12 protein-coding genes are annotated in these 17,091 nt (G+C 74.6%); 8 read left to right on the forward strand and 4 right to left on the reverse strand.

The genetic code is table 11. The features are described from left to right. The first annotated feature begins 80 nt into the window (after nt 1–80). From ppk1 to R3E88_02365, 6 genes are all read left to right on the forward strand, one after another. Nucleotides 81–2,186 carry a polyphosphate kinase 1 gene (gene ppk1 / locus R3E88_02340; protein MEZ4215289.1) on the forward strand — a complete coding sequence of 702 codons (2,106 nt, stop codon included), beginning with the start codon at nt 81–83 and terminating at the stop codon, nt 2,184–2,186. A 100-nt stretch (nt 2,187–2,286) separates the two neighbouring features. After that, nucleotides 2,287–3,735, forward strand: coding sequence for a histidine phosphatase family protein (locus R3E88_02345; protein MEZ4215290.1), 1,449 nt, complete (start codon nt 2,287–2,289; stop codon nt 3,733–3,735). A 163-nt stretch (nt 3,736–3,898) separates the two neighbouring features. Continuing rightward, complete coding sequence (locus R3E88_02350; protein MEZ4215291.1) at nt 3,899–5,062, forward strand: glycosyltransferase family 1 protein; 1,164 nt, start codon at nt 3,899–3,901, stop codon at nt 5,060–5,062. Between the two features lie 269 nt (nt 5,063–5,331). Beyond that, nucleotides 5,332–5,841, forward strand: a complete 510-nt coding sequence (locus R3E88_02355; protein MEZ4215292.1) for a YfiR family protein — start codon at nt 5,332–5,334, stop codon at nt 5,839–5,841. Between the two features lie 14 nt (nt 5,842–5,855). Next, entirely contained in the window at nt 5,856–7,898 is a 2,043-nt protein-coding gene (locus R3E88_02360; protein ID MEZ4215293.1) for a methyl-accepting chemotaxis protein, read from the forward strand. 89 nt (nt 7,899–7,987) lie between these two features. Beyond that, nucleotides 7,988–9,214 (forward strand): CoA transferase, encoded by a 1,227-nt coding sequence (locus R3E88_02365; protein MEZ4215294.1) that lies wholly within the window; start codon nt 7,988–7,990, stop codon nt 9,212–9,214. 94 nt (nt 9,215–9,308) lie between these two features. Here R3E88_02365 and R3E88_02370 read toward each other — a convergent pair whose 3' ends face one another. After that, a complete protein-coding gene (locus tag R3E88_02370) occupies nt 9,309–11,783 on the reverse strand; it encodes a multiheme c-type cytochrome (GenBank protein MEZ4215295.1) in 2,475 nt (824 codons plus the stop codon). 34 nt (nt 11,784–11,817) lie between these two features. Here R3E88_02370 and R3E88_02375 point away from each other — a divergent pair, with 34 nt between their 5' ends. Both R3E88_02375 and R3E88_02380 read left to right on the forward strand, forming a co-directional pair. Next, on the forward strand, nt 11,818–13,065 hold the full coding sequence (locus R3E88_02375) for a cytochrome P450 (protein MEZ4215296.1): 1,248 nt from the start codon (nt 11,818–11,820) through the stop codon (nt 13,063–13,065). Nucleotides 13,066–13,072: 7 nt separating this feature from the next. Beyond that, on the forward strand, nt 13,073–13,762 hold the full coding sequence (locus R3E88_02380; protein ID MEZ4215297.1) for a potassium channel family protein: 690 nt from the start codon (nt 13,073–13,075) through the stop codon (nt 13,760–13,762). Between the two features lie 23 nt (nt 13,763–13,785). Here the strand turns inward: R3E88_02380 and R3E88_02385 are convergent, their stop codons facing one another. The 3 genes from R3E88_02385 to R3E88_02395 are packed head-to-tail and all read right to left on the reverse strand — an operon-like array spanning nt 13,786 to nt 17,043. Next, nucleotides 13,786–14,937, reverse strand: a complete 1,152-nt coding sequence (locus R3E88_02385) for a homoserine O-acetyltransferase (protein ID MEZ4215298.1) — start codon at nt 14,935–14,937, stop codon at nt 13,786–13,788. Between the two features lie 57 nt (nt 14,938–14,994). Continuing rightward, nucleotides 14,995–16,293: an MFS transporter gene (locus R3E88_02390; GenBank protein ID MEZ4215299.1), complete on the reverse strand. Its 1,299-nt coding sequence runs from the start codon at nt 16,291–16,293 to the stop codon at nt 14,995–14,997. A gap of 18 nt (nt 16,294–16,311) precedes the next feature. Next, nucleotides 16,312–17,043, reverse strand: coding sequence for a hypothetical protein (locus R3E88_02395; protein MEZ4215300.1), 732 nt, complete (start codon nt 17,041–17,043; stop codon nt 16,312–16,314). Nucleotides 17,044–17,091 lie beyond the last annotated feature (48 nt).

The raw sequence follows: 17,091 nt of genomic DNA on the forward strand, positions 1-17,091 counted from the left end.
CGCGGGCCCCGTGCGCGCGGGTGGGCGCCCCTAGACTGGGCGGCGCTCCGCGCGCGTGGCGCCGCCGCCGCACGGAGCCCATGCCGCACGAACCGACGAGCACGACGGGCCGGATCCGCGAAGTGGGCGAGACGCGCTTCCTCAACCGCGAGCTGTCGTGGCTCGACTTCGACGAGCGCGTGCTCGCCCTCGCCGAGGACGCGTCGCTCCCGCTGCTCGAGCGCCTCAAGTTCCTCGCGATCGCGAGCCGCAACCTCGACGAGTTCTTCCAGGTGCGCGTCGCGCTGCTGCACGCGGAGCTGCAGTCGGACGTCGACGTCGTGGGCGTCGACGGGCGCACGGCGCTCGAGCAGCTCGCGGTGCTGCGCGAGCGCGTCGTCGCGCTCGAGCGGCGCGAGGAGTCGATCTGGGCCGATCGGCTCTCGGGCGAGCTGCGCGACGCCGGCATCGTCGTCGCGCCGTTCGACGAGCTCGACGCCGCCGCGCGGCGCGAGCTCGCGCGCACCTTCGACGAGCACATCTTCCCGGCGCTGACGCCGCTCGCCGTCGACCCGACGCACCCGTTTCCGTACGTCTCGAACCTCTCGTTCAACCTCGCGGTGATGGTCGCGGACCCGATCGCGGCGACGCGCCGCTTCGCGCGCATCAAGGTGCCGCGTCTGCTGCCGCGCTTCCTGCGCCTGCGCGACGCGTCGACCTTCGTGCCGATCGAGACCGTGATCGGCGCGCACCTCGACCGCGTGTTCCCCGGGATGGAGGTGCAGTCGCACTGCTCGTTCCGCGTCACGCGCGACGCCGACCTCGACCTCGCCGAGGACGACGCCGACGACCTGCTGCTCGCGGTGGAAGAGGGACTGCAGCGCCGCCAGCGGCTGTCGGACGCCGTGCGGCTCGAGGTGCACGCGTCGATGGCGGACGAGCCGCGCGCCCTCCTGCGCGACGAGCTCGAGCTCTCGGACGCCGACGTCTACGTGCGAAACGGGATGCTCGACCTCGGCGCGCTCTTCGAGATCTACTCCGCGCTCGACCGCCCCGAGCTGAAGGACCTGCCGTGGATGCCGCGCCGCCCGCGCGCGTTCGCGCCCGCGGGCCCCGACGAGCCGGTCGACCTGTTCGCCGTGCTGCGCGAGCGCGACGTGCTCGTGCACCACCCGTACGAGTCGTTCGACCAGTCGGTGCTGGCGTTCCTCGAGCAGGCGGCGAACGACCCCGACGTCGTCGCCATCAAGCACACGCTCTACCGCAGCTCGGGCCCCGAGAATCCGATCGGTCGCACCGTGACGAAGGCGGCGCGCGCGGGCAAGCAGGTCGTCACGCTCGTCGAGCTGAAGGCGCGCTTCGACGAGGCGACCAACATCGAGTGGGCGCACGCGCTCGAGCAGTCGGGCGTGCACGTGGTGTACGGCCTGGCGGGACTCAAGACGCACGCGAAGCTCATCCTCGTCGTGCGCCGCGAGGGCGACGGGCTGCGTCGCTACTGCCACGTGGGCACCGGCAACTACAACCCGGTGACGGCGCGGCTCTACGAGGACGTGGGCCTCTTCTCGTCCGACCCCGCGCTCGGCGAGGACATCGGCAAGCTCTTCAACCACCTCACGGGCTTCAGCCGGCCCGACACGTACCGCAAGGTCGTCGTCGCGCCGACCGACCTGCGCCCGGCGCTCGTCGACTGGATCCGCGAGGAGGCGGAGGCCGGCGACGGCCACGTCGTGCTCAAGGTGAACTCGCTCTCCGACCCGGCGATCATCGACGCCTTGTACGAGGCGTCGCGCGCGGGTGCGCGCGTCGACCTCGTGGTGCGCGGCATCTGCTGCCTGCGCCCGGGCGTGCCGGGCCTCTCGGACAACGTGCGCGTGCGCTCCGTGCTCGGGCGCTACCTCGAGCACTCGCGCCTCTACCGGTTCGGGAGCGCGCGGCGCGGCTATCGCTACTCGATCGGCTCGGCCGACGTCATGCCGCGCAACCTCGACCGCCGCGTCGAGCTCGTCGTTCCGGTCGAGTCGCCCGCGCTGTGCGAGCGCGTCGAGGAGGTGCTGCAGCTCCTGTGGGCGGACGATCGCCTCGCGTGGGAGCTCGTCGACGCGACGTGGCACCGCGTGCCGACCGAGCGCGGCGTCGCCGCACAGGAGGAGCTGCAGGCGCGTGCGCGCGCGCGCACGCGCGCACCCGAGGGAGGAGCGGAGTGATAGGCTGCGCGACGAACGGGATCGGCTCGAGCCCGGGATCGAACCCGTTCTGGCGATCGAACCCGTTCTGGCGATCGAACCCGGCGGGGGGCGGGGTCGCGTGAAGATCTATCTCGTGCGACATGCGCGCTCCGTCGCCCGCGAGGACTGGCTCGGCGACGACGACGAGCTGCGCCCGCTCAACGAGGTCGGCCGCGAGCAGGCCGAGGCGCTCGCCGCGCAGCTCGCCGCCGATCCGCCGACGCGCATCCTCTCCGCGACCTCCGTGCGCTGCCAGCAGACCGTGCAGGCGCTCTCGTCCGCCACGGGCGTCGAGGTCGAGATCGAGGATCGCCTCGCGAGCGGCGAGGACGTCGCGCGCGCGCTCGAGCTCCTGCCGACGTTCGACGAGGGGCCGCTCCTGCTCTGCACCTACGGCGACGTGATCGGGCGCGTGCTCCGCGTGCTCGAGCTCGTCGACGCCGACCGTCCCGAGTGCCGCAAGGGCGCGCTCTGGGTGCTCGAAGGGCAGGGCTACACGCCGACGCAGGCGACCTACGTCGAGCCCGCCGCGACGCGGCGGCGTCGCGAGACCGGCGGCGGCTGGGACCCGGCGGCCGGCGTCGTGCGCGCCGCGGTGCTCGACCTCGGGAGCACGTCCTTCAACCTGCTGATCGCCGACGTCCCGCCGAGCGGGCGCATCGCGCCGGTCGTGCGCGACAAGGTGATGCTGCGGCTCGGCGCCATGATCGCCAACGGCGGCGCGATTCCCGACGAGGTCGTCGAGCGCGCGTGCGACGTGGCGCGCGAGCTCGCCGAGGTCGCGCGGCGCGAGAAGGTCGAGCGCTTCTTCCCCGTCGCGACCGCGGCGATCCGCGCGGCCTCGAACGGCGCCGACACGGCGCGGCGCATCGGCGCCGCGCTCGGCCATCCGATCCGCATCCTGAGCGGCGAGGAGGAGGCGCGCACGATCTTCCGCGCCTTCCAGCACCGCGTCGATCTCGGCAACGACGCGACGCTCGGGCTCGACCTCGGCGGGGGCAGCCTCGAGCTCGCGGTCGGCTCGCGGCGCGCGATCGATCGCGAGGTGACGACGCCGCTCGGCGTCGTGCGCCTGCAGCGCGAGCTCGTCGCGAACGACCCGATCACGAAGCCGGAAGTGCGGGCGATCCGCGAGCGCGTGCGGAGCGCGCTCGCCGACCATCGCGACCTCGCGAGCGGGACGTCGCGCGTCGGCGTCGCGACCGGCGGCACCGTGCGCGCGCTCGCGCGGCTGCTCGGCGAGAAGACGGCGCTGCGCGGCCCGCGGCCGAAGACGCCGCGCGTCGCCCTCGCCGACCTCGCGGAGCTCCGCCGCACGCTCGTGCGCTCGACGCACGCCGAGCGCCTGCAGATGCGCGGCAGCCGCCGCCACCGCGCCGATCTCGTCGTGGTCGGCGCGATCGTGCTCGAGGCCGTCGCCCGCGAGCTCGAGCTCGACGCCTACCGCGTCTGCGACTGGGGCCTGCGCGAGGGCGTGCTGCTCGAGGGCGTGCTCGGTCGCGGCGCGCTCCCCGACGGACCCGAGTGATCGCGGCTCCCGTGCCGCGCCCCTGCGCGCTCGCAGTGCCATCGCACCGACACGCGCGCGTCGCGCGCCCGGAACGGCGATGTCGCGGTCTCTTCACTGCGCGGCCCCCTGCGCGACCGATGCGGCACCTAGCGTTCCCGGGCCCCCGGACGAGGTGTCGCGAATGCGGATCGCGCTGTTCACCGAGGTGTTCCTTCCGAAGATCGACGGCATCACGAATCGCCTTCGGCACACCATCCGGTGCCTGCGCGACGAGGGCCACGAGGTGCTCGTCTTCGCGCCGGACTGCCCGATGCGCGAGTACGCGGGCGCGCGCATCGAGAGCCTCCCGGCGATCGGATTTCCTCCGTATCCCGGTCTGCGGCTCGGTCTCCCGGACCCGCGTAGCGCCTGGCACCTGCGGCGCTTCGCGCCGCACGTCGTGCACGCAGTGGGACCCGCCTTCCTCGGCGTCTTCGGGCTCGTGGCCGCGCGCGCGCTCGCGCTGCCGACGGTCGCCTCGTACCACACCGATCTGGTTCGTTATGCGCCGCTCCACGGGCTCGGCTGGGTCGAGCCGGCGCTGTGGCCCGCGATCCGCGCGGTCCACAACACGGCCGATCTGAACCTCTGTCCGTCGCGCTTCACTCAGCGCGAGCTGGCCGAGCACGGCGTGCGCGACGTCGGCCTGTGGCGCGGCGGCGTGGACGTCGAGCGCTTCGCGCCCGGTCGTCGTTCGCTCGCGCTCCGCATGCAGTGGACGGGCGGGCGTCCGGAGCGTCCGGTCGTGCTGTACGCGGGACGGCTCTCGCCGGAGAAGGGGCTCGACGCCTTCCGGAACGTGCTCGAGGCGTGTCCCGGAGCGCAGGGCGTGCTCGTCGGGGACGGCCCGTCGCGCGCGGATCTGGAGGCGTCGCTCGGCGGGCTCGACGTCGTGTTCACGGGCTTCCTGCGCGGCGAGGCGCTCGCGGCCGCGTTCGCGAGTGCGGACGTGTTCTTCATGCCGTCGGCGACCGAGACGCTCGGCTTCGTCGTGCTCGAGGCGATGGCGTCGGGCGTGCCGGTCGTGGCCGCGAACGCCGGCGGCGTACCCGACCTCGTCGCGCACGGCGAGACAGGGTGGCTCTACGAGCCCGACCGGCCGCTCGACGGCGCGCGCTGCGTGGCCGAGCTGCTTCGAGAGGACGGGCGACGCCGCCAGTTCGCCCTGCTCGCGCGCAAGCGCGCGCTCGAGCAGGACTGGCCGTCGGAGACGCGGAGGCTGGTCGAGACCTACCGCCGCGCGATCTGCGGCGCGACGAGCGGCGGCCCGCTGCGCCGCCTCCACCGCGCGTTCGTGGGCGGCTGAGCGCCGCGCGGCACGCGCGGGCGGCGGACCGGGCCCCGCGAACGCGCCGCGTCCGGTGATCTCCCGAGACCTACCCGTTCTGGGCGTCAAGCGGGGGGCGTCCCTCGCCGATGGGCACCCGCGTGGCAGCTGCCCGGAACGTCGGGCGCAGCCCGGTCCCGAAACCCGCCGTACGGGCACGTCGAAGTCGCGAGGGGGGATTGGTGCACGCTCGAGTACGCGCTCGCCGCATTCGCGGCTTCCACAGCCCTGCCTGCGCGATCGTGGCCGTGGTCGCGGTGTTCGCGGGAGCGGCCGCGCCCTCCCTTCCCGCGCGGGCGGACGACGACGACGTCGTGCGCTCGGCCTTTCTCTTCAACGTCGCCAAGTACGTCGAGTGGCCGGCGGCGAGCTTCGCGAGCGCCGACGCGCCGCTCGTGATCGGCGTGATCGAGGACGCGGCGCTCGCGGAGGCGTTCGCCGTCGCCCTCTCGGACAAGCGCATCGAGAGTCGCGCGATCGAGGTGCGGACCGTCGCGTCGGTCGACGAGGCGCGCGGCTGCCACGTCGTCTTCGGCTCGCGCGACCAGCGCACGCTCGCGCGCTCGATCGCGCACGACCTGCGCGGGGAGCCCGTGCTGAGCATCGCCGAGTACGACCGCTTCGCCCGCGTCGGGGGAATGATCGGGATCGAGATCGATCGCGGGAAGGTGAGCTTCGAGGTGAGCCGCTCCGAGGCCGATCGCAGCGGACTGAAGGTGAGCTCGAAGCTCCTGCGCCTCGCGAGCGCGGTGCGATGACCGGGGAGGGCGCCATGCACGACCATCGCGAAGGGCGCGCGTCGATCCGACGCGCGCTCGCGCGTTCCATCCTCATCACGACCTGCGTCGCGCTCCTGATCTCGGCCGTCGCCTCGGTCGCGCTCGAGATCTGGCGCTTCCGCACGTCGACCGAGGCGAGCATCGAGAGCCTCGCCGGCGTGCTCGCCATCTACGCCCAGCCCGCGCTCGAGTTCGACGACCGGACGGCCGGCGACGAGGTGCTGGCCGCCCTCCACCGCGAGCCGAGCGTGCTCGCCGCGACGATCTTCGACGCGAGCGGCGCCGTCTTCGCGCGCTACGTGCGCGGCGGGGCGGCGATCGAGGCGCCCTCGGTGGTCGGGCCCGACGGGCTGCGCGACGTGGACGGCGCGCTGCACTTCGTCGCGCCCGTCGGCGACGGCGCCGTCGCGGCGGGACACGTGACGCTCGTCAAGAGCCTGGCCGGCCGCGGCGCCGTGCTCCGCCAGTCCGCCTGGACGATCACGGGCGCGATGGTGCTCGCCCTCGCGCTCGCGAGCCTCGCGGCTTCGCGCCTGCGCGCGCAGATCGCCGCGCCGCTCGAGGAGATCGGGCGCAGCGCCGAGGCGATGGCGAACGGCGACCTCACGCTCGCGCCCGACGTGCGGCGCAGCGACGAGCTCGGCGTGCTCGCGCGCTCCTTCGATCGCACGCGCGCGTCGCTCGGCCTGCTCGTCGCGACCGTCCGCGAGCACGCACTCGCGATCACGGGCGACGCGAACTCGCTCGCCGAGGAGAGCGAGGGCCTCTCGGAGCAGGCGGCCCTCCAGCAGGCGGCGGTCTCCGACACGCGCGAGGCGATCGACCGCGTCGGCGCGTCGGCGCGCGCCGTGCGCGACAACGTGGATTCGATCGCGTCGACGGCGACCGAGACGTCGAGCAGCGTCACCGAGCTCGACGCCACGGCGCGCCGCATCGACGAGCACATGGACACGCTGCTCGAGACGGTCGACGCCTCGGCCTCCTCGATCTCGCAGCTGAGCGCGGCCGTCCGCCAGATCGCCGGCAACGCCGACGCGCTCGGCGGCACGGCGCGCTCGGCGACGTCGTCGGTCGAGGTGCTGCGCGAGTCGGTGCGCGGCGTCGAGACGAACGCGCAGACGTGCGAGCAGCTCGCGGCCAAGACGAGCGAGAGTGCCGAGCACGGCAGCTCCGTCGTCGGCGAGGTCGTGCGCGGGATGGAGCAGATCGACGCGCGCTTCCAGGGCCTCGAGAAGATCGTGAACGACCTGTCCGAGCGCTCCGACATGATCGACGAGGTCGTGCAGGTGATCCAGGCGGTCGTCGCCGAGACGAACCTGCTCGCGCTCAACGCCTCGATCATCAGCTCGCAGGCCGGAGAGCACGGGCGCGCCTTCGCCGTCGTCGCGCAGCAGATCAAGAGCCTCGCCGATCGCACGGCGGGCTCGACGCGCGAGATCGCCGGCGCGATGGAGGCCGTGCGCTCGGGCATCGAGGACGCGGTGCGCGCGGTGGGAGACGGCGCGCAGGACGTGCGGCGCGGCGTCGGCCTCTCCGAGGTCGCGGGCGGCGCGCTCGACCAGATCCGCCGCAACGCCGAGCAGTCGGGCGAGATGGTGGGCGAGATCGTCCGCTCGGCCGAGGTGCAGGCCGCCGACATCGCGAAGGTCGAGCAGGCGATGCGCGCGCTCGCGGGCGGCGTCGAGCAGATCGTCGTCGGCACGCACGAGCAGGACAAGGTGGCGACCGAGATGCTGGGCGGCGTCGAGCAGATGCGGCAGCTCGCGCGCGAGGTGAAGAACGCGACGTCCGAGCAGTCGCGGCAGAGCGGGCACATGGCGCAGGCCGTCGAGGAGGTCGCGCACGGCGTGCACGGCATCCTCGACGCCGCCGAGAACCAGCACCGCGAGATCGAGAAGATCGCCGAGGCGCTGGCCGTGTTCCGCGACAACACGGCCGAGAGCCGCCGCCGCGCCGACGCGCTGCGGCGCTGCGTCGAGTCGCTGCTCGCGCGCGCGCGGCAGCTCGGCGAGGGCGTGGGGCGCTTCAGCGTCTAGCGCGGCAGCCGCCTCGCGCCGGATCCATCGCCTTTCCCGCCGGGCCCGCGCAGGCCCGGGGTAGGATGCGCGCCTCGCAGGAGGCCCCGATGCACCTACCGATGAAGGGCGTGCGCGTCCTCGAGGTCGCGCAGTGGACGTACGTGCCGGCCGCCGGCGCCGTGCTCGCCGACTGGGGCGCCGACGTCGTGAAGATCGAGCACCCCGTTCGCGGCGACGCGCAGCGCGGCATCGTGCAGACCGGCACGGTCGCGATGAGCACCACGGACGTGAACCCGTTCATGGAGCACCCGAACCGCGGCAAGCGCAGCATCGGTCTCGACATGGCGACGCCCGACGGCCTCGCCGTGCTCTACGAGATCGCGAAGACGGCCGACGTCTTCGTCACCAACTTCCTGCCGCCCGCGCGCCGCAAGCTCGGCATCGACCTCGAGCACATCCGCGCGCAGAACCCCGACGTCATCTACGTGCGCGGCTCGGCCTACGGCGTGCGCGGCGCCGAAGCCGACAAGGGCGGCTACGACATGACGGGCTTCTGGTGCCGCTCGGGAAGCGCATCGGGCGTCACGCCGCCGATGCTGCCCGGCATCCTCGGCCAGCCCGCGCCCGGCTACGGCGACTCGATCGGCGGCATGACCATCGCGGGCGGCATCGCGGCCGCGCTGTTCGCACGCGAGCGCACCGGCGAGCCCTCGGTCGTCGACGTGTCGCTCCTCTCGACCGGCATGTGGACGATGGGCCTCGCGATCGACCTCTCGCTCCAGACGCACGAGCCCTGGCACTCGAACAAGCAGGGCTCGGCCGGCGCCGCGAGCAACCCGCTCGTCGGCGTCTACGCGACGAAGGACGGCCGCTTCGTCTCGCTCGTGATGCTCCAGCCCTTCCGCTACTGGCCCGATTTCTGCGCGCACGTCGGGCACCCCGAATGGGTCGGCGACCCGCGCTTCGACACGGTCGAGAAGCTCATGGGCAACGCCGCCGAGGCGCGCGCGCTCGTCGAGGCCGTCCTTCGCACGCGCACGCTCGCCGAGTGGTCCGAGACGTTCGCGACGCTCGAGGGGCAGTGGGCGCCCGTCCAGAACACGGTCGAGATCGGCGACGACCCGCAGGTGCGCGCGAACGGCTACCTCGTCGACGTCGACAAGGGCGACGGCTCGACGTTCCCGATCGTCGCGAGCCCCGTGCAGTTCGACGAGACGCCGCCCGCCATCCGCCGCGCGCCCGAGCACGCGCAGGACACCGAGGCGTTCCTGCTCGAGCTCGGCCTGCCCTGGGAGCGCATCGAGGCGCTGAAGCGGAGCGGCGCGATCGCGTGAGCGCGGCTCGCGCGCGTCGGCGCGCGAGCGCGGCGGTGCGCGCGACGGCGGCGCGCCCCGCGCGTCCGCCGGCCGCCGAGCGGCGGGCTCGACGCTAGTTCGCGCGCGTCGCGGCCCCGAGCTCCTCCACGAGCGCGCGCCCGCGCGCGTCGTCCGGCCGCGCGTCCGCGAGGCGCTGCGCGAAGGCGAGGGCTTCGGCGAGACGGCCGCGGTCGCGCTCGAAGGTCGCGAGCGCGGCGAGCGCGTCGGCGTTGCCGGGCTCGCGCGCGGCGAGCGCGGTGAGCGCGGCGACGGCCTCGTCGCGCCTCCCGGCGGCGTCGAGCGCGAGCGCGTGCGCGAACGCGAAGCGCCCGCTCTCGGGCGCGAGCGCGCTCGCGCGCGCGAGTGCGGCGAGCGCGCCGTCGGGGCGACCGTCGCCGTCCGCGCGCACGAGCGCGAGCCCGAGCGCGTACTGGAGCGACGCGTCGTCGGGCTGCTCTCCCACGGCCCGCTCGAGCAGCGCGAGTGCCTCGGTGTCGCGGCCGCGCGCGCGCAGCAGGTCGGCCAGGTTCACCACCGCGGCCGCGAGCCGCGGAGCCAGCTCGCGCGCGCGCCGCGCGTGGGCGAGCGCGGCGTCGCCGTCGCCGAGCGCGCTCTCGAGCGCGGCGAGGCCGAGCTGCGCCTCGGCGCGGTCGGCGTTCGCGGCGTAGGCGGCGCGCAGCTCGGCGAGCGGAGCGACGAGCGTCGCGCGCTCGCCGGGCGGGAACGCGCGCGGCGGCGCCTCGGCGAGCACACGCGCGGCCTCGATGCGCACGGCGCGCACGCCGTCGCGCAGCAGCCGCCGCGCGAGGCCGACGCGCGCGTCCGGCGGCACGTGCTCGAGCGCGCGCAGGGCGCCGATGCGGACGAGCGCGTCGTCGCTCGCGAGCGCGGCCTCGACCGCGCGCAGGCTCGCGTTGTCGCGGAAGGGCTCGACGAGGGAGAGCGCGGTCGCGCGCGCGATCGGCGCGAGCGCCTCGTCGCGCGCGACCTCGACGAGCGCCGCGTGCTCGGTGCGGTCGAGCGCGGCGGCGCGCGCGCGCGCGATCGCGAGCGCGAAGTGCGGGCCCGCTTTCGCGCCGCGCTCCGCGAGCACCTCGGCCGCCCATGCGGCCGACTGCCCGCCGTGGCAGGCCGAGCAGGCGTCGGGCGCGCCGATCGCGTGCGCGACGTCGGGCCGCGGCACGCGCATCGCGTGGTCGCGCCGGACGTCGACCTGCATGTAGGTGCGCGTCGGCATGTGACAGGCGACGCAGCTCGCACCGGGCGAGCCCGCGGCGTGGCCGTGGTGCGCGCGCGTCGCGAACGTCGCGGGCGCGTGGCAGCGCGCGCAGGCGGCGTCGGGCGATGCGGCGCGCGCGCCCGCGTTCGGCGCGGCCCCGGCGTCGCGCGCCGCGGGCTTCGCGCCCGGCGCGGCGATCGCGAGCGAGTGCGGATCGTGGCAGTCCGAGCAGCTCACGCCCGCCGCGTGCATGCGGCTCTGCACGAACGAGCCGTAGACGTACACCTCGTCGCGCATCTGCCCGTCGGCGAAGTAGAGGCCGTCGTCGAGCAGCGCGGGGAGCCAGCCGTCGAGGTAGGGCGCGCGTGCGTCGGGGTGCGGCGCGAGCTGCATGCGCCGCGAGTGGCAGGGTGCGCACGCGTCGAGCTCGTTCGAGGCCGGCGCGCCCGGCGCGCGCTCGGCGATCGCGCGGCCCGCGCGCAGCGTCCACGGGCCGCGGCCGCGGAGCGGGCGCGCCGCGTAGGGGTCGGGGGCCGCGCCCGCGCCGGCTCCCGACCCGGCCCACGCGACGTGCGCCGCGCCCGGGCCGTGGCACGCCTCGCAGCCGACCCCCGTCTCGGACCAGGTCGTCGCGTAGGTGTCGGTCTCGGCGTCGTACCCGCGCGCGAGGTTCGTCGCGTGGCACGGCGCGCACTGCGCGTTCCACGTCTGCGCGCGCGCGCGCCAGTGGAGCTCGTCGCCCGGCCGCACGCCTTCGCCCTCGTAGAGGTGGATCCAGCGCGCGCCGCCCGCGCGCGCCGGGCGCGCGTCCCACGCGACCGGCAGCGCCTGCAGGCGCCCGCCCTGCGCGGCGACGAGGTACTGCTGCAGCGGGAAGACGCCGAACGCGAACGCGACGTCGAGCGCCTCGCGCGCGTCTTCGCCCTCCCCGACGAGGAAGCGGAAGCGCCCGGGCTCGGGCTGCTCGGGCACCCAGCGCTCGCCGTCGAGCGTGCGCGCGCGCCCGTCGAAGGCGCCGACGACGCTGGCGGCGTTCGCGGGCTGCATCGCGCGCTCGTGGTGCGAGCCGCGCCACGCGCGCGCCTCGCGCTCGTGACACGCGCCGCAGCGCTCCGAGCCGAGCCAGCGCGCCTCCTCGCGGGCGGGTGCCGCGGGAGCGGCGCCGCCGACCGCCTCCGCGGGCGTCGACGTCGTCGAGGTGTCCGCCGTCGGGTTGCAGCCCGAGCCCGCGAGCAGCGCGGCGGCCGCGATGCAGCGCGCGAGTGCGCGCGCTGCGCGCCGCGCGCGATCCGCCGTGCGCCGCTTGCAACCCGCCCCGGCGGTTGCCACGATGCGCGGCGCATCGCACGAGGGAGGGCGCGACGTGGCGGCAGCGGCGAGCGGTTCGATCGACGAGCTCGACATCATCTCTCCCGCAGGCTACGCGGCGGACGGCTATCCGCACGAGGCGTGGCGGCGTCTGCGGCGCGAGTCGCCCGTGCACTTCTTCGCCGACGCCGAGCAGCCCTACTGGGCGGTCACGAAGCACGCGGACATCACGACGGTCGGCCGCCAGCCCGACCTCTTCCTCAACGGTCCGCAGCTCATCGTCCGCGCGAACTACGACGAGAACCGCGGGCCGCGCCCGAAGACGCTGATCGAGCAGGACAACCCGCTCCATCGCAAGTCGCGCAAGCTCATCAGCGACCGCTTCACGCCGCGCGCCCTGAAGAAGATCCACGCTCCCGTCCAGCGCATCGCGCAGCAGATCGTCGACGATCTGCTGGCCGAAGGCGACGAGGGAACGGTCGATTTCGTGGAAAAGGTGTCGGCCCCGCTCCCGATCGCGGTCATCGCGTGGCTGCTCGGGGTGCCGGAGAGCGACTGGCGGCTCATCTTCGACTGGACGAACCGCATGATCGGGGTGGACGACCCCGAGTACAACCCGCCCTCCGGCGACAAGAATGCGGAGGGCCAGCGCGCGACGGTCGAGCTGTTCACCTACTTCGCGAAGCTCGTCGAGGAGCGCAAGCGCGACCCGAAGGACGACCTCATCACGCTCTTCGCGCACGCCGAGATCGACGGGAAGCCGCTCGACCCGATCGACGTGCTGGCCTGGTGCCAGATCATCGTCGTCGCGGGCAACGAGACGACGCGCAACGCGACGAGCGGCGGCATCCTCTCCTTCGCGCAGAACATGGGCGAGCTGCGCAAGCTGCAGGCGAACCCGGCACTGCTCGACTCGGCCATCGAGGAGGTCGTGCGCTGGAACAGCCCGATCATCCACTTCGCGCGCACGGTCGCGGCCGACACGGAGCTGCACGGCCGCAAGCTCGCGAAGGGAGACCTGCTCGCGCTGTTCTACCCCTCGGCGAACCGCGACGAGGACGTGTTCGAGGACCCGGACGTGTTCCGCATCGACCGCCGGCCGAACCGCCACATCGGGTTCGGCGTCGGCGAGCACTTCTGCGCGGGCGCGCACCTCGCTCGCCTCGAGCTCGAGGTCGCGTACCGCCACCTGCTGCCGCGCATCGAGGAGCTCGAGATCGCGGGGCCGGTCGACCGGCTGCAGTCGAACCTCGTCGGCGGCATCAAGCGCCTCCCCATCCACTACAAGCTGAAGCCGGCCTAGCCCGCGCATGAGCGACCTCGAGATCGAGATCCGCGAGCACCCGTTCGGGCGCTTCGGCTTCCTGCTCGTCGCGCTGCTCTTCTTCCTCGTGTCGAGCGCGCTGCTCGCGGATTCGGCGCTCGCGCCCGTCCGCTTCCGCGTCTTCTTCACCGTGATCCTGATCGCGGGCATCTACGCGGTGAGCAACGACCGCCGCGCCCTGCTCGCCGCGATCGCGCTCGCGGCGCCGCCGGTCGTGTTCGCGTGGCTCGGCCTGTTCGCCGACGTGCCGAGCGCGTGGCTCGTCTCGCACCTGACCGGCGCCGCCTTCGTCGCCTTCGCCTCGGGCTTCGTGCTGCTCGCCGTGCTGCGCGAGGAGGAGGTATCGACGGACACGCTGCTCGGCGGCGTGTGCGTGTACATCCTGATCGGCCTCGCCTTCGCGTTCACCTACGGCGCGCTCCTCGAGTGGGACCCGACGGCGCTGAGCTTCCCGCCGCACGCCGGCGAGTGGACGAGCGAAGTGCGCGTCGCCGAGACGCTCTACTTCAGCTTCGTGACGCTGACGACGCTCGGCTACGGCGACATCGTGCCCGTCTCGGAGACGGCGCGCATGCTCGCAGCCGGCGAGGCGGTGTCCGGGCAGGTCTACCTGACCGTCCTCGTCGCGCGGCTCGTCGGGCTGCACATCTCGATGGGGCACCGCCGGGCGCCGTAGGTCGGGCCGCGGCGCGCTCGCGCCTAGCGAGCCAGGAACCGGTGCATCCTCGCTCCGAGGCGCCGGTGCTCGATCAGGAACGTGTCGTGTCCGTAGGGCGCGTCGATCTCGTCGTACTCGACGCGCTCGGCGCGCGCGGCCTTGGCGAGCAGGTCGCGCAGCTCGCGCTGCTGCCAGACGGGGAAGAGCATGTCGGTCGTGACGCCGACGACGAGCGCCGGGCACGCGACCGAGGCGATCGGAGCCTTCGCGCCCGGCTCGGCCGGGGTCGCGAGGTCGAACAGGTCCATCGCCTTCGAGATGTAGAGATAGGAGTTCGCGTCGTACTGCAGGCAGAACTTCTCGGCCTGGTGCGCGAGGTAGGCCTCGATCTCGAAGTCCTCGCCGAGGGTCGGCGGGCCGTCCGTGCGGCGCGCGCGGCCGAAGCGCTCCTCCCACTCGGGGCCCGAGCGGTACGTCACGGTGCCGATCGCGCGCGCGACGCTCTGGCCGCGGTGCGGGAAGCTCGTTCCGTAGTAGTCGCCGCCGCGCCAGTCGGGGTCGCACATGATCGCGCGACGCTGCGCATAGCGCATGGCGATCGCGTGCGGGTGCGAGCAGGCCGCGGCCGAGATGCTGACGACGCGGCCCACGCGCTCGGGCGCGAGCGCGGCGAGCCCGACGGACTGCATGCCGCCGAGCGAGCCGCCGACCGACGCGTGGAGGCGGTCGATGCCGAGCGCGTCGAGCAGCAGGAGCTGCGCGCGCAGCATGTCGTTCACCGAGATGACGGGGAACGCCGCCGCGTACGGGCGGCCCGTGCGCGGATCGGTCGAGGACGGCCCCGTGCTGCCGTAGCAGCCGCCGAGCAGGTTCGTGCAGACGACGAAGAACCGGTCGGTGTCGAGCGCGCGGCCCGGCCCGATGAACTCCTCCCACCAGCCGCGGTGCGGGTTGCGCGCGTGGCTGCGCGCGTGCGACGACGCCGAGAGCCCCGTGTGCAGCAGGATCGCGTTGCTCCGGCTCGCGTCGAGCGCGCCCCACGTCTCGTAGGCGATCGCGAGCTCGGGCAGGGCGCCGCCGTACTCGCACGCGAAGGCGTGCGGCGAGTGGAAGGTCTCGTAGCCCGAGACGACCTTCTCGTACTCGGGCTCGGGGCCGCGGTGGCCTCGCTCGTTCGTCGGCGGGGGAGTCATCGGGAAGCGCCTCGCGGCTCGGGGGGCCCGCAGTCTACGCCGGCGGCCCGGCCGGCGTTACCCGGCTTCGCGGGGCGGCGCGCTCTCGAGCCGGCGGACCTCGGGGACGAGCAGCACGAGCGCCGTCGGGACGACGACGAGCGCGACCGCGAGCCCGAGCGTCGGCCCGAGGCCGACGGCGCCCACGAGGAAGCCGGCGCCGAGCTGGCCGAGCGGCGCGAGCCCCACCGAGCCGAGCGAGTCCCAGGCGCTCACGCGCGAGAGCTTGTCGGGGGCGACGTGCGTGTGGAGCGCCGTGTACCAGAGCACGGCGAAGAGCTCGTTGCCGAGGCCGGCCGCGAACGCCGCGGCGGCGACGACCGCGACCGGAGCGTCGAGCGCCATGGCGGCGAGCGGCGCGGCGAACGCGAACACGAAGCACGTGCCGACCAGCATCGGTCGCCGCACCGCGACGCGCATCGCGACGAGCCCGCCGACGAGGAGCCCCGCGCCGAGCGCCGCCGCGACGCCGCCCCACGCGAGCGGCCCGCCCCACCGCCGCTCGGCGACGATCGGCCCGACGACGTGCATGCCCGCGAGGTAGCCCGTCAGCACGAGCGTCCACTGCGCGACGATCGTCCACAGCCAGCGGTGCGCGACGAACTCGCCGAAGCCCTCGCGCAGGTCGCGCAGCATGCTCCCGTCGCGCGCGTCGGGAGCGCCGACCGGGCGCTGCGCGACGCGCGGGCGGATGCGCGCGACGAGCGCGGCCGTCGCAAAGAAGCTCGCCGCGTCGAGCGCGATCGCCGCGCCCGCGCCCGTGACGTTCGAGCCGCCGCCCGCGAACGCGACGATCCAGCCCGCCGCGGCGCCGCCCGCGAGCAGCGCCGAGCTGTGCGCGACCGACAGCAGCGCGTTCGCGGACTGCAGGCGCCGTCGCTCGACGACGAGCGGGATCAGCCCGACGACGGCGGGCGCGACGATCCCGAACGCCGCGCCGTTCGCCGCCATCAGCAGCGCGAGCTGCCAGACGTGCGCGCGTCCGGTGAGCAGCAGCGCGGCCGACGCCGTCTGCACGACGCCCGCGAACGCCTCGGCGGCGACGATGAGGCGCCGCCGGTCCCAGCGGTCGGCGAGCGCGCCGCCGAGGACGGTCGTGACCGCATAGCTCGCCGTGAACGCGAAGAGCACGACGCCGACGTCGCCCTCCTCGCCGGTGAGCCCGAGCACGCCGAACGCCATCGCGACGAGCGTGAGCTGGCTGCCGAACGGCGAGACGAGCCGCGCGGCGAAGAGCCTGCGGAAGTCCGCGTCGCGCAGCTGCGCGATCGCCGCGTCGAACCGGAGCTCGGACGACGCGGGGTCGTTCGTCGCCATCGCGGCCTCGCTCGGGCGTCAGAACTCCTGCGGAAGGCCCAGGTGCTCGGTGAACACGCGATCGCGCAGCGCGAGCAGCGACGCGTCGCAGCCGCCCTTCCAGCTCGAGTACGGCCCGCGCACGTAGTCCGGCATCGGCGACAGCGCGGGCGGGAGCGGCGCGATCAGGTTCGAGAAGCAGGCCCAGTGGACGTCGACCGCGCGCAGCGCGCTCCCCATCAGATAGGGGCCGCCGCTCGCCGCGAGCTGCGACGCGAGCAGCCCGAGGATGTCGCGCACGCGCGCGTCGGCGCGCGCCGCGGCGGCGCGATCCTCCGCGCCGTACTTCCACGGCAGCGATTCGGGCGCGTCGGCGGGGAGCCCCGCGATGAGCTGCAGCCGCCGCGTCCATCCGAGCCCGTGCTCGCCGCAGATCTCGTGACAGAGGCCGAGCATCCACGCGCGCTCGCGCGGGTCGGCCGGCACCAGCGCCGGCTCGGGCGCGAGCCGTTCGGCGAGGAACAGGATCTCGGCCCAGCCGCTGCGCGGACGCTCGTCCTCGTACATCGCGACGGGCGCGTTCGTCGCGCGCGTCCAGGCGAGCAGCTCCGGGTCGACCTGCGCGGCCGTCTGGCGCACGGGCGCGAAGTCGAGCCCCTTCACGCGGAAGACGCCCTTCGCGGCCTCGCCCCACGGCCCCGGCACGCCGGCCGTCAGCACGAGGCGCAGGCCGCCGCGCGCGCGCGCGGTGGCGACGTCGAGATACTCCATCGAGCGATCCTCCCCTCGTGGCGACGGCGCGCGGGTCGCGGCGCGCCC

The organism is Myxococcota bacterium (assembly GCA_041389495.1).
Classification (GTDB): domain Bacteria; phylum Myxococcota_A; class UBA9160; order UBA9160; family UBA4427; genus JAWKRT01.

Bases quoted from the DNA above. Each gene is read 5' to 3' on its own strand.
- ppk1 (MEZ4215289.1), top strand. From the start codon at position 81: ATGCCGCACGAACCGACGAGCACGACGGGCCGGATCCGCGAAGTGGGC.
- R3E88_02350 (MEZ4215291.1), top strand. From the start codon at position 3,899: ATGCGGATCGCGCTGTTCACCGAGGTGTTCCTTCCGAAGATCGACGGC.
- R3E88_02360 (MEZ4215293.1), top strand. From the start codon at position 5,856: ATGCACGACCATCGCGAAGGGCGCGCGTCGATCCGACGCGCGCTCGCG.
- R3E88_02365 (MEZ4215294.1), top strand. From the start codon at position 7,988: ATGCACCTACCGATGAAGGGCGTGCGCGTCCTCGAGGTCGCGCAGTGG.
- R3E88_02380 (MEZ4215297.1), top strand. From the start codon at position 13,073: ATGAGCGACCTCGAGATCGAGATCCGCGAGCACCCGTTCGGGCGCTTC.
- R3E88_02385 (MEZ4215298.1), bottom strand. From the start codon at position 14,937: ATGACTCCCCCGCCGACGAACGAGCGAGGCCACCGCGGCCCCGAGCCC.
- R3E88_02390 (MEZ4215299.1), bottom strand. From the start codon at position 16,293: ATGGCGACGAACGACCCCGCGTCGTCCGAGCTCCGGTTCGACGCGGCG.
- R3E88_02395 (MEZ4215300.1), bottom strand. From the start codon at position 17,043: ATGGAGTATCTCGACGTCGCCACCGCGCGCGCGCGCGGCGGCCTGCGC.